Genomic DNA, 13,022 nt, shown 5'->3' with positions numbered 1-13,022 from the left:
AAACACCCCTTATTTGGTGGCACTCAGTGCCAGACTTAAATTTTCAATATCCATGCTGAAATTCCGGTCTTCATCGATGAAATCCGCAACCATCCGGTATTCTTCGAATTTCTTCAAAGTTTCCGGCGCCAATTTATCTGTCCCCTTCAGTTCAACCGCCGTCAGTGCAATCAGCAGTTCGATCGCCAGCACATTCCGCATATTGTCTATGATATCCCTCGCATGCCGTGCACCGATTGTGCCCATCGAGACATGGTCCTCCTGATTGGCCGATGATGGTATGGAATCGACGCTCGCCGGGTGGGCGAGTGTTTTATTTTCGGACACCAGGCTTGCCGCTGCATACTGCAGTATCATCGCCCCCGACTGCAGCCCCTCCTCGGGACTCAGGAATGCCGGCAGATCCCCGTTCAATGCCGGATTGACGAGGCGCTCGATGCGGCGTTCCGAAATGTTCGCGATTTCAGCGGCACCGATCTTCAGCAGATCCATCGCAATCGCGATGGGCTGGCCGTGGAAATTGCCGCCTGAAAACACTTCATCTTCACTGAATATGAGCGGATTGTCGTTCGCCGCATTCATCTCGATTTCAAGCTTGTCCTTCACATAGTCCAGCGTCTGCAGCGAAGCACCGTGCACCTGAGGGATGCAGCGGATGGAGTAGGCGTCCTGCACACGCACTTCCCCCTGGCGTGTGGTGAGGTGCGACCCTTCCAGAAGTCTGCGCATCTCCCGTGCGACATGCACCTGTTCCGCATAACCACGTGAAGCATGGATCTTTTCGTTGTAGGCATCGATGATGCCGTTCAAGGCCTGATGGGTGAGGGCGGCGATCCACAGTGCATCCTCCATCAGGCTTTCCGCTTCGATGTAATTCAGCACGCCCTGCGCCGTCATCGGCTGGGTGCCGTTGATCAGCGCGAGGCCTTCCTTCGCCTGGAGTATGACCGGTTCGATACCGAGCACTTCAAGCACATCGGCAGTCTGCCTCGGCTCCCCTTCATAATAAACTTCCCCTTCGCCCATCAGCGTGACTGCGATATGGGCGAGCGGGGCAAGGTCCCCGGATGCACCGAGGGAGCCCTGTTCCGGCACTTTCGGTATGATCCTCCGGTTGATGTACATCTTCAACTGATCCACCAGGCCGGTGGTGACGCCTGAATGCCCTTTGACCAGCGTATTCAATCTGAGTATCATCATCACGAGCACGGCGTCTTCCGTGAAGGGCCTGCCCACCCCGCAGCAGTGGGAGCGGATGAGATTGACCTGCAGGTCCAGTGTCTTCTCCTTTGAAATCAGCACATCGCAGAACAAGCCGAATCCTGTCGTGATCCCGTAGATCGTCCGCCCTTCATCGATGATGTTTTCAACGATTTTACGAGATGCCTTTATTTTCTTGTACCCTTCCCCGGGGATTTCCACGGTTGATTCATTATTTCCCAGGAAATCTTTGATCTTCCCGATTGTCAGGCCTTCGCCCGTCAGTTCCAAAACCGTCATGTCCGTCCCTCCTTTTTTGCATTAAAAAAAGACATGGTCACCCTGAGTAACGATGTCCCTGTCAACTGATATCTATGACACTCATATTTTATATATGGTTGATGCCGAGACCGAGCGTCTCGTGTTCTTTTCCTTTGATCGGTGCGCCGATCGTCCCGTAAAAACAGACGGCCAGCCATTCGCCTTCACGCGCATCTTCATACGGTCTGCCTCTCACCACTGAAAATGATAATCCCACTGTGCGCATGATCTCACCGACGCTGAGCTTACCCCTGGTCACGCCTTCAGCCGCTTCGATGATGGCATGGTAGAGCGCATGCGTTTCACGGTAAGTCTCCCCATCGATCAGATTACCCCGTTTCGCTGCGGTTTCAACGGATGCGATGACTTTCTTCAGTTCCATCGAGCCGACTTTTCCCGTCACGACTTCGTATTCCGACAATTGCGGCGCGATGTCCAAAGCCGCCGTTTCATCCGTCAGTGCAACGAGCGCGGCCAGTTTGCCGATTTCATTCGTTTGTACGTCCACCATTGACACGCACCTCTTCTATCAACTATTGACTCCCTTAAGTATAGCGCTTTCATTTTGACTTATCAACAAAAAGAAGGACAGCATGCCGCTGTCCTTCTGTAACGATTCCTTTATGAACGTGATTTTTTGACCCAGCCCTGACTGTATGAGAAAAAGTATATCATCAGTACAAGGACGAATGAAATCACCACGAATAACCAGTGCTGGCCTGCTCCAATGAACAACGGCCCGAACGTTATGAGCGCAATTTCAACCGGTGCGATCGGCACATAGGCAAGACCGAAATCTTCCAGTGTCTCGCTTTCCTGTTTCGGATCGGCGACTCTGATGAGTGCGATGGCCATGGCCACGGCACCCGTGATCCAGCCGAATGTGAAGATGCCTTTTTCAAACCAGTTCTGCTGGAAGTAGTACCCCGACAGGAAGCGGTAGAATGCGACCGCAAGCAGGATGCCGAAAATCATCAGGAGGATGAAGGGCACCAGATTCTGTGCGACGACCGTGAGGTTGATCGATGCGATGCCGAAAGCGACCAGATAGTCCGTCGCGCCGCCGCTGATTTTGGAGAAGATCTCCTGATCCAGATACTTGTCCGCACCGAGTGCCTCTATCGCCAGCCTGATGAGCAATGCGACGATGAACGCAAGCGAGAAGGCCGGTATTGCGACATCCGGCAGCATCTCCTCGCCAAGCACGCTCAAGTAATATCCGATGCCTGTCGCGATGGCGATGAACATCACATGATAGATGAGCGGATCGATCACGATGGACGAAATCCTGCTCTCACCCATCGATTCATAATCTTTCTCGGAGAGCAGACCGGTACGCAGACCATGCGGCAAATGTTTGAAATCCTTGATATAGTTCGTCTGGCCTTTCGCTGCAGCCCGTTTGATCAGCAGCAGACCGATACTGATCGCCGTCAGTGCACCGACCGTCGCCGACGTCATGGCGATGGAAGTCGCTTCTTCCCAGCCCTGAAGTGCAAAAGCCTCACCGATTGCCGCTGCGGTGCCGTGCCCGCCTACGAAACCGGCTGCAAGCAGGAGCCCGAAGCCATTATGTAAATCAGTGAAAAACGGCCCGAGGACGACCAGTGCAAACAAAAGCCCAAGTGTGTAGAAGAGTATCATGATCGTCTGTGAGTATGACCAGAGCCCTCCGACTTTCTCTATGACTTCCTTGACTTTGAATTTGCCCGTTGAAAATGGCAGCGCCGCGAAGACGAAGGCGATCAACATCCCCGGATATGTACCGATCAGTTCTGAAAATGGCAGCACATTCAATGCGAATGGACCGAGTATCAGCCCCAGAAGCCCTGCGATGATGCTTGCGGGCATGAATGATCTCTGAATGAAGACGATTTTAGCTCTCATCAGGACACCGGCAAGCAGCAGTCCAGAAATGATGGAGAAGTCGATTAAGACATCCCAAATACTGAATTCCATAAAGACCCTCCTTAAAATAATAAATTCCAATCTATTGAAAGATAGCAGACCCATAATACTTTGTAAATGATATTCGTTTCACAATCACACGCAAATCCTTAATGGCAAAAAAAAACAGGACGCCAATTCATTGGCGTCCTGTCCTCGATCATACTCCGGGGTAGCCCCCGGAATCTTCATCTTCTTCAACCGGTTCTTCGACATCACTCGTTATTTCATGATCCTCTTCATCGAGTCGTTCTTCCATTTCTTCTTCGATCTGTTCTTCGATCTTTTCCTCGTCATCGAGAGTCAGTTCTTCTTCTTCAAGCTTTTCCTTGACCTTTGCCACTGTCGCGACATTGTGCTCATCCGCAAGGCGGATCAGCCGCACGCCCTGGGTGTTGCGGCCGGTCACCGAAACTTCTTCCATCACGAGGCGGATGATGACCCCGTAATCCGTGACGATCATCAGGTCCTCATCACCGTTCACCGCCGCGATGTACACGAGGTCCCCGATACGGTCGTTCAGGTTCGCTGTCTTGACCCCCATGCCGCCGCGGTTTGCACTGCGGTACTCTCCTGCCGGGGTGCGTTTGCCGTAGCCGTTCGAAGTCACTACGAGCACTTCCTGACCTTCGGAGAGGACATCCAGCCCGATGGCTTCGTCATCCGCACGCAGTCTGATGCCGCGTACACCGGCAGCCGTCCTGCCCATATTTCTGATCTGTCTTTCATCAAATCTGATGAGCGAGCCTTTGCGGCTGCCCAGAATGAGTTCTTTGGAACCATCCGTCAGCCTGACGGCCAGCAGTTCGTCATCTTCCCTGAAGGTGATGGCGATTTTACCGTTCTTGTTGATCCGGTCGAAATTATTCAGGGCGGAGCGTTTGACGAGGCCTTTCTTCGTTGCGAAGACCAGGTGCATGCCTTCCGTATCGCTGTCCTTCACCCCGATGATCGTACTGATTTTTTCATCTTTGTCGATCTCGAGCATGTTGACGATCGGTATCCCTTTGGACTGGCGGGACAACTCCGGTATTTCATAACCTTTCAGCCTGTATACACGGCCTTTATTCGTGAAGAATAAAATGTAGTCGTGTGTACTCATTGCGACGATCTGGCTGACGAAGTCATCCTCGACCGTGTTCATGCCCTGGACGCCGCGACCGCCCCGGTGCTGTGCACGGTACGTCGAAGAGGGCAGGCGTTTGATGTAACTGTTGTGGCTCAATGTCACCACGATCTGCTCCTCCGGTATCAGATCCTCATCCTCGATATCGGAGATGCTGCCGAGCGTGATTTCAGTACGGCGTTCGTCGCCGAAACGGTCCCTGATTTCCGTCAGTTCCTCCCGGATGATTTCCAGGAGTCTTTCTTCACTGGCAAGGATCAGTTTCAGTTCCTCGATCGTCTTCATGACTTCTTCGTACTCGGATTCGATCTTGCCCCGTTCAAGGCCGGTCAGACGGCGCAGTCTCATATCAAGAATTGCCTGAGCCTGGCGGTCGGATAAACTGAAGTCTGTCATCAAGCCGTTCTTCGCTTCTTCATCGTTGGATGAACCGCGGATCAGGGAGATGATCTCATCAATGTGGTCGAGTGCGGTGCGCAGCCCTTCCAGTATATGCGCACGATCCTGCGCCCGCTTCAGATCAAACTCCGTACGGCGTCTGACCACGACTTTCTGATGCGCGAGATAATGTACGAGCGCTTCCTTCAGTCCGAGGACGATCGGCTCGCCGTTCACCAGCGCAAGCATGTTGACGCCGAATGTGGACTGCAGCGGTGTCTGTTTATATAAGTTGTTCAGTATGACGTTCGCATTCTTATCCTTGCGGATTTCAATGATGATCTTGACGCCTTCCTTCAGGCTCGTTTCATCACGCAGGTCGGTGATCCCTTCAATCTTCTTATCTCTTGCGAGTTCGGCAATCTTCTCGACCAGTCTTGCCTTGTTCACCTGGTAGGGGATTTCCGACACGACGATACGCTCTTTGCCGTTCTTCATCATTTCAATTTCGCATCGTGCACGCATCAGCACCGACCCGCGGCCGGTCTCATACGCACGCCGGATGCCGCTTTTGCCGACGATCAGTCCGGCAGTCGGGAAGTCCGGCCCCTTGACATGTTCCATCAATTCAGCGAGTGTGACGTCCGGATTCCTTGAAATTTCAAGGACTGCATTGATGATTTCAGTCAGGTTGTGCGGCGGGATGTTGGTTGCCATGCCCACAGCGATGCCGCTCGTCCCGTTGACGAGCAGGTTTGGAAAACGTGAAGGCAGCACGGCAGGTTCCCGCTCGTTGCCGTCGTAGTTATCCGAGTAATCAATCGTGTCCTTGTTGATGTCGCGCATCAGCTCCGCGGAAATCTTACTCATCCTGGCTTCCGTATAACGCATTGCCGCGGCACCGTCACCGTCCATCGAGCCGAAGTTGCCCTGGCCGTCCACGAGCGGATACCGGTAACTGAAGTCCTGGGCCATGCGCACCATCGCCTCATAGATTGAAGAGTCACCGTGAGGGTGGTATTTACCCATGACATCGCCGACGATACGCGCCGATTTCTTATAGGCTTTATCCGCCGTCATGCCGTTATCATACATGCCGTACAAAATACGGCGGTGGACCGGCTTCATCCCGTCCCTGACATCCGGCAGTGCACGCGAGACGATGACGCTCATCGCATAATCCAGGAAGGATGTGCGCATCGTTTTACTTATATTGATATCCTGCAGCTGATCTCGTTTTTCATCTGCCATTAATACTGACCTCCATCATTAAATATCCAGGTTCTGGACATATAAGGCATTTTCCTCGATAAAATTCCTTCTGTGTTCGACCACATCGCCCATCAGCATTTCAAAAGTCTGGTCCGCTTCGACGGCATCGGTCAGGCGCACCTGCAGTAAAACCCTGTGTTCCGGATCCATTGTCGTATCCCACAGCTGATCGGCGTTCATCTCACCCAGACCTTTATACCGTGATAAGGACCATCTCGGTGTTTCCGGCAGGGTCGCCCTCAGTTCTTCAAGTGCTGCCTCATCGTACACATAATATTTCTTCTTGCTCTGTTCCACCTTGTAGAGGGGCGGCTGTGCGATGTACACATAGCCTGCCTCGATCAGCGGTTTCATGAAACGGTAGAAGAATGTCAGAAGCAGTGTCCGGATATGGGCACCGTCGACATCCGCATCCGTCATGATGACGATTTTATGATAACGGGCCTTCGACAGGTCGAATTCCTCACCGATGCCCGTACCGAGCGCCGTGATCATCGAACGGATTTCATTGTTGTTCAGTATCCGGTCGAGACGTGCTTTTTCAACGTTCAAAATCTTTCCCCGGAGGGGGAGGATCGCCTGGGTCGTGGAGTCACGGCCCGATTTGGCCGATCCGCCTGCAGAATCACCCTCGACGATGAACAATTCACTTTCCGCAGGATCTTTGCTTGAACAGTCTGCAAGCTTGCCCGGCAGGCTGGAAACTTCAAGTGCCGACTTCCTGCGTGTCATTTCACGTGCCTTTTTGGCAGCCATCCGTGCATGCTGTGCAGTGATCCCTTTTTCAACGATCACTTTGGCAACGGACGGGTTTTCAAGCAGGAACCTTTCAAATCCTTCCGTGAACAGCTGATCGGTGATCAGACGGACTTCGGAGTTGCCGAATTTCGTCTTCGTCTGACCTTCGAACTGCGGATCCATATGCTTGATGGAAACGATGGCTGTGAGCCCTTCACGCACATCTTCGCCGCTCAGGCGTTCCTCGCTGCTCTTGATGAGATTATTTTTGGCCGCGTAATTGTTGATCACTTTTGTGAGCGCGCGCTTGAAACCTTCTTCATGCGTACCGCCTTCATAGGTGTGGATATTATTCGCATAGGAAAGCATGGTGGTCGCGTAGCCTTTGTTGTACTGGATGGCGATTTCCACTTCCACATCTTCTTTTTCCTTATCCAGATAGATCACTTCATTGTGCAGGACTTCTTTGGATTCGTTGATCTGTTCAACATAGGATTTGATGCCGCCTTCGAAGTAATACTGGTCGCTGATGGGTTCCTCACCGCGTTCATCGGACAGGTTGAGCTCAAGCCCCTTGTTCAGGAAGGCAAGTTCCTTCACACGGTGCTGGAACACTTCATAATCGTATTCCGTCGTCTCGGTGAAGATCTCCGGATCCGCTTTGAACCGGATCACCGTGCCTGTCTGATCCGTCTCATCTATGACCTTGAGGTCAAAATCAGGCACGCCGCGGGTATAGCTCTGGTGATGGATTTTGCCGTCCCGGTGCACGTATACTTCAAGTGTCTCACTGAGGGCATTGACGACCGAGGAACCCACACCATGAAGACCGCCGGACACTTTATAGCCGCCGCCGCCGAATTTACCGCCGGCGTGCAGGACCGTCAGGATGACCTCGACCGCGGGTCTGCCCATCTTCTCCTGTATATCGACGGGTATGCCGCGTCCGTTATCCGTCACTTTGATCCAGTTGTCTTCTTCTATCGTAATGTTGATGGTGTCCGCATGGCCGCCGAGTGCTTCATCGATGCTGTTGTCCACGATTTCCCAGACCAGGTGATGAAGGCCTCTTGAAGCCGTGGAACCGATGTACATTCCCGGACGTTTCCTCACCGCTTCAAGTCCTTCAAGCACCTGTATCTGACTGGCACCATATTGTTCCAAATTCTTATCTTCCATATTCTCACCTTCCATTATGCTTTGACCTGCCCTTCTGTAACTCTGAATGCCTTCATATCGTCCATGATCGCATGATTGATGTCACTGATCGATGTCGTCGTCACAAATGTCTGGACACGGTCCCTGATCGATGTCAGCAGATGCGCCTGCCTGTTTTCATCCAGTTCGCTCAGCACATCATCCAGCAGCAGTACCGGATACTCCCCGACTTCCTTGCGGATCAGCTCGAGTTCCGCAAGCTTCACACTGAGTGCGGTCGTCCGCTGCTGCCCCTGGGAGCCGTACGTCTGGACATCGAAACCGTTGATGCTGAATGTGATGTCATCCCGGTGCGGACCGATCAGCGTCTGCATACGTTCAATTTCCCTGGGCAGATATTCTGCGAATAAAATGCGGAGCTCCCGTACCAGTCCTTCTGGATCATCACTTTCATATTTTATATTCGGTGCATATTCGACTTTCAATGCTTCACTGTCATTCGATATATCACTGTGTATGCCTGCAGCAAATTCCCCGATCGTCTTTATGAACCCGGCCCGCTTCAATATGATGGTGGCCGCATACCCGGAAAGCTGTTCATTCAGGACTTCAATCATCATCTCATCCGGATTGCGCTGCTTCAGATACTGGTTCTTCGTCGCCAGCACTTTCTGATAATTGCTGAGGGCGCTCAAATAAACCTTGGATATCTGACCGCATTCAATATTGATGAATTTTCTCCTCACCTGCGGCGGGCCTTTGACCAGGTTCAAATCTTCCGGGGCGAACAGCACTGTGTTCAAATGGCCGATATACTGGCTGAGCCTGGATGATTCCAGATGATTCACTTTAGCCCGTTTCCCCTTCTTGCTTATGCTGATCGACAGGGGGAGGGTGCTGTACGATGTGGTGATATGCCCATTTACAAATGCTTCTTCCTGTTCAAACCGGATGAGCTCTTTGTCTTTCGTTGTACGGTGGCTTTTGGCAAGGGCCAAAAAATAAATGGACTCAAGAAGATTCGTCTTTCCTTGAGCATTCGCACCGATGAATATATTGAGCTTTGGATGGAAATCCAGCTCCAGGGAGTCATAATTCCTGAAATTGCTTATGCTGATATCCGTTAAAATCATTGTTTGTACTCTATTTTAAACTGACCGAATTCACCCAGATCCAGCACATCTCCATGTTGCAGCTTTTTGCCGCGGCGGCTTTCAATTTCGTGATTCAATAAGACTTCGTTCTCACTTAAAAACCACTTCGCTTCGCCACCGCTCCCGATGATGCCTTCATGTTTCAAAAACTGGCCCAGGGTGATGATATCACTGAAAATTTTAGTTTCCATATACACAGCCTCCTAAAACTTCACACTATTATATTATACACCATTTTAAGGTGAATTTCACTTTAAAAGGCCAAAATCGGCGTTCAGAGCGTTTTAAGGTGAATTTAGGGTCAACCTACTTATAAACAAAAAAAGACTGTCCCTGGTTTTTATTTCAAAATCAGGGCAGTCTGGAAGGATTTCGATTGATTTATGATCAATAAGTTCTGATCGGCAGGATCAGCTGGACGACTTCATCCGATTCACTGGATTTCAGGGTGAACGGACGCATCGTGCCGTAGAATTCTATCGTGACATCTTCATTATTGATTGCTCTCAGTGCATCCATCATATATTTCGAGTTGAAGGAGATCTTCAATCCTTCACCTTCGACCTCCCCGGTGTTGATGTCTTCATTCACCGTTCCGACTTCCGGGGAATTTGACGACAATTCCACACTGCTGCTGTTCACGTTCATGCGTATCACATTGTTTCCGCCTTCCCGTGCGAGCAGGGAGACACGGTCGATCGCATGGAAGAACTCGGCATTGTTCACCGTCACCTTTGTTTCATAATTCTCAGGGAACAGGCGTGATGTGTCCGGGTAGTTGCCTTCCAGCAGCCTGGAGATGAAGCGCATATTGCCGTAGCTGAACAGCACCTGGTTCTGGGACAGGTGGATTTCGACTTCTTCATCCGTATCGTTGATGATCTTATTGAGTTCGGACAGGGACTTGCCCGGGATGATCGCATTACCGAGGTCGCTGTTGAACTGTCCGCCCCTCAGTTTGCGGAGTGCAAGGCGGTGGGAGTCGGTCGCAGTGAATGTGATCTCATCATTGTCGAACTGCCAGTGGACACCGGTGAGTACCGGTCTTGTCTCTGATAATGATACGGCAAAGTTCGTCTGGCTGATGACATCCTTCAATACGGATGCAGAAATGACGAGACTTTCTTCGTCATTGACCTCAGGCAGCAGTGGATACTGGTCCGGATCGTTTCCGCTGAGGTTAAATTCTGATTTTGCCGCAGTTATTTTAGTCTGGAAAGAATCATTCGTTTCCAATTGAACGAATTCCCCTGAAAGTTTTTTGATGATATCGACAAAGAAACGGCCGGAGAGTACGACTGCACCGGGTCTTTCTATTTCCAGCACTTCTTCATTATCGATTTCCATAGGCACTGTAATTTCAATGGAGACTTCGGAATCACTGCCGGTCAGAATCATATGATCATTTTTCACATCAATTTTTATACCGGTCAGAATGGGCAGGGTCGTCCTCGGGGAAATTGCTTTCAGGCAATGATTCAATTGTTCAATGAAATATTGACGGTTGATGTTAATTTTCATGATTCTTAACTCCTTATATATTAATAATTAATTAAAGATAGTAATAACAGTAATAGGCCCTGTGAATATGTGGATAACCCCATCCGTTCCAATGAAGCCGAGTTATCCACATGTGTATAACCTGTTGGCCCAAGTGTATCATTTATCCACATTATGCACATTGTTTTATTCTATCAAAAACGGGCGCATTAATTGAGCTTTTTCTCTATGTCCTCCAATTCATCCTTGAAGAGTGAATCTTCATTGACGAGTTTCGATATCTTCTCGTGTGCATGGATGACGGTCGTATGGTCACGGCCACCGAATACCTCTCCTATTTTAGGCAGTGAATTATCCGTCAGTTCACGAGCGAGATACATTGCCACGTGTCTTGGGAATGCGATGGATTTCGTCCGTTTCTTCGACAGGAAATCCTCTGTCTGGACCCCGTAGTAGGCGGCGACGACGTCCTGTATATCCTGGATTGTGATTTTCTTCGGCTTCTTCTGGGAGACGATGTCCTTGAGCGCTTCTGCGACGACGTCCGAAGTCAGCGGCTGATTGGACAGCTTGGAATACGCAGCGACCCGTGTCAGGGCACCTTCCAGTTCACGTATGTTCGTCTGGATGTTGCTTGCGATGTAGATCATCGCCTCGTTCGGAATCTCGACTTTCTCCTCTTCACATTTCTTCCGGAGTATCGCGATGCGCGTCTCCAGGTCCGGCGGGGTGATATCGGTGATCAGGCCCCACTCGAAGCGTGAACGCAGCCGGTCTTCAAGCGTCGGGATCTCCTTTGGCGTACGGTCGCTTGAAATGACGATTTGTTTATTGTCTTCATGGAGGGCATTGAATGTATGGAAAAATTCCTCCTGCGTGGATTCCTTGCCTGCAAGGAATTGTATGTCATCGATCAGCAGGACATCCACGTTCCTGTACCTGTTGCGGAATTCCTCCGTCTTGTTGTCCCTGATGGAATTGATGAATTCATTGGTGAACTTTTCGCTCGACAGGTAGGCGACTTTCGCGTTGGGTTTATGTTCCAGCACGTAGTGGCCGATGGCATGCATCAGATGCGTCTTGCCGAGGCCGACTCCACCGTATATGAACAGCGGGTTGTAGGCTTTTGCAGGTGCTTCGGCGACTGCGAGTGAAGCGGCATGGCTGAAACGGTTGCCGCTGCCGATCACAAAAGTTTCAAATGTATTGTTCATGTTCAGCTGCGGCGGCACCGGTTTTTCAGCAGGGGCCCCGGCTTTGGCCGGCGCCGCGGCAGGCGCATCCTGGTCAGGTTCATCATGGATGGTGATCTGTATCGACGGCTGTTCACCGATGGATTCGTATATTTTCTGTTTGATCAGATCGGTGTAGTGGTTTTCCAGCCAGTCACGCTGAAAATTGGTTTCCGCCTTGATGACGGCGGTTTTATTGTCAAGGTGGATCAGGGTGGTGTCGTTGAACCATGTTTTGAAGCTTGTGATCGGTATTTCATTTTGGATCGCATCCAGTGTCTGCTGCCAGATATCATTTATAGAACTCATATTTATCCTCTCTCTTCACAAAAATCACACCCTGTGGATAAAGTTTTCCCACGCCTCTGGAAAACTATCCACAAGTTACACACAGTCTGTGGATAACTCAGTCGTTAAAGATGGTTGTCCACAGAGATACATTCAAATTCTACCGAAAATCTGAGCGAAAAACAATGATTCCAATGCAATTTATATAAAGTTATACACAGAAATCACAATTATCCACAATTCCATGCTCCACACCTGTGAATAACCTGAATAAGTCATGTATCCACATGTGGGTAACTTTAAATGACGGAAAAGTTATCCACAATTTCTTCATCATCCACAGATTTTCCGGTCATGAACATGAAAAAAATCATTGAAATGAAGGGGCCTTTCTGTTATCCTTTAATAGTTGCATTCAAAGAGAAGAATATGAACGTAAGTAATACATGGTCTATGGAGGTGTTTAGAGATGACAAAACGTACTTACCAACCAAATAAACGTAAACACAGCAAAGTGCACGGATTCCGTAAGAGGATGAGCACTAAAAACGGCCGCAAAATATTGGCGCGCCGCAGAAGAAAAGGCAGAAAAGTACTTTCCGCATAAGTTATCCCAAGATCATCTATGTCAAGAATAGGTGGTCTTTTTTTATGGCCTGAAGTGGATGATTTCAGACTTGGTGTAAATTTTGTTATAATAAACTATCA

Annotated in this window: 10 protein-coding genes; 1 reads left to right on the top strand and 9 read right to left on the bottom strand. The window is 50.1% G+C overall.

Translation table 11 applies throughout. The features are described from left to right. Positions 1-9: 9 nt before the first annotated feature. The 9 genes from hutH to dnaA all read right to left on the bottom strand — a co-directional run bounded on the left by hutH (position 10) and on the right by dnaA (position 12,335). On the bottom strand, positions 10-1,500 hold the full coding sequence (hutH, locus tag BUA12_RS08105; RefSeq protein ID WP_072710101.1) for a histidine ammonia-lyase: 1,491 nt from the start codon (positions 1,498-1,500) through the stop codon (positions 10-12). 88 nt (positions 1,501-1,588) lie between these two features. Beyond that, positions 1,589-2,032, bottom strand: a complete 444-nt coding sequence (gene hutP / locus BUA12_RS08100) for a histidine utilization transcription antiterminator HutP (RefSeq protein ID WP_072710100.1) — start codon at positions 2,030-2,032, stop codon at positions 1,589-1,591. A 110-nt stretch (positions 2,033-2,142) separates the two neighbouring features. Next, positions 2,143-3,480, bottom strand: a complete 1,338-nt coding sequence (locus tag BUA12_RS08095; protein WP_072710099.1) for a sodium/glutamate symporter — start codon at positions 3,478-3,480, stop codon at positions 2,143-2,145. Between the two features lie 148 nt (positions 3,481-3,628). Beyond that, positions 3,629-6,223 carry a DNA gyrase subunit A gene (gyrA, locus tag BUA12_RS08090; RefSeq protein ID WP_072710098.1) on the bottom strand — a complete coding sequence of 865 codons (2,595 nt, stop codon included), beginning with the start codon at positions 6,221-6,223 and terminating at the stop codon, positions 3,629-3,631. An 18-nt stretch (positions 6,224-6,241) separates the two neighbouring features. Further along, positions 6,242-8,161, bottom strand: coding sequence for a DNA topoisomerase (ATP-hydrolyzing) subunit B (gyrB, locus tag BUA12_RS08085; protein WP_072710174.1), 1,920 nt, complete (start codon positions 8,159-8,161; stop codon positions 6,242-6,244). A 14-nt stretch (positions 8,162-8,175) separates the two neighbouring features. Then, positions 8,176-9,273, bottom strand: a complete 1,098-nt coding sequence (recF, locus tag BUA12_RS08080) for a DNA replication/repair protein RecF (RefSeq protein WP_072710097.1) — start codon at positions 9,271-9,273, stop codon at positions 8,176-8,178. Next, entirely contained in the window at positions 9,270-9,485 is a 216-nt protein-coding gene (gene yaaA, locus BUA12_RS08075; RefSeq protein ID WP_072710096.1) for a S4 domain-containing protein YaaA, read from the bottom strand. Before yaaA ends, recF begins: the two co-directional genes overlap by 4 nt. Before the next feature lie 196 nt (positions 9,486-9,681). Further along, the gene (dnaN, locus tag BUA12_RS08070; protein ID WP_245772786.1) at positions 9,682-10,818 is read right to left on the bottom strand and encodes a DNA polymerase III subunit beta; all 1,137 of its coding nucleotides are present in this window, start codon (positions 10,816-10,818) and stop codon (positions 9,682-9,684) included. Positions 10,819-11,003: 185 nt separating this feature from the next. Next, entirely contained in the window at positions 11,004-12,335 is a 1,332-nt protein-coding gene (gene dnaA / locus BUA12_RS08065) for a chromosomal replication initiator protein DnaA (RefSeq protein WP_072710094.1), read from the bottom strand. Positions 12,336-12,783: 448 nt separating this feature from the next. Between dnaA and rpmH the strand changes: the two genes are divergently transcribed. Further along, the gene (rpmH, locus tag BUA12_RS08060; RefSeq protein WP_072710093.1) at positions 12,784-12,921 is read left to right on the top strand and encodes a 50S ribosomal protein L34; all 138 of its coding nucleotides are present in this window, start codon (positions 12,784-12,786) and stop codon (positions 12,919-12,921) included. Positions 12,922-13,022 lie beyond the last annotated feature (101 nt).

It is taken from the genome of Lacicoccus alkaliphilus DSM 16010 (assembly GCF_900142805.1).
In the GTDB taxonomy this organism is placed as follows: domain Bacteria; phylum Bacillota; class Bacilli; order Staphylococcales; family Salinicoccaceae; genus Lacicoccus; species Lacicoccus alkaliphilus.
The sequence above is the reverse complement of the archived record's forward strand: the minus strand, read 5'-3'. Positions and strand labels throughout refer to the sequence as shown.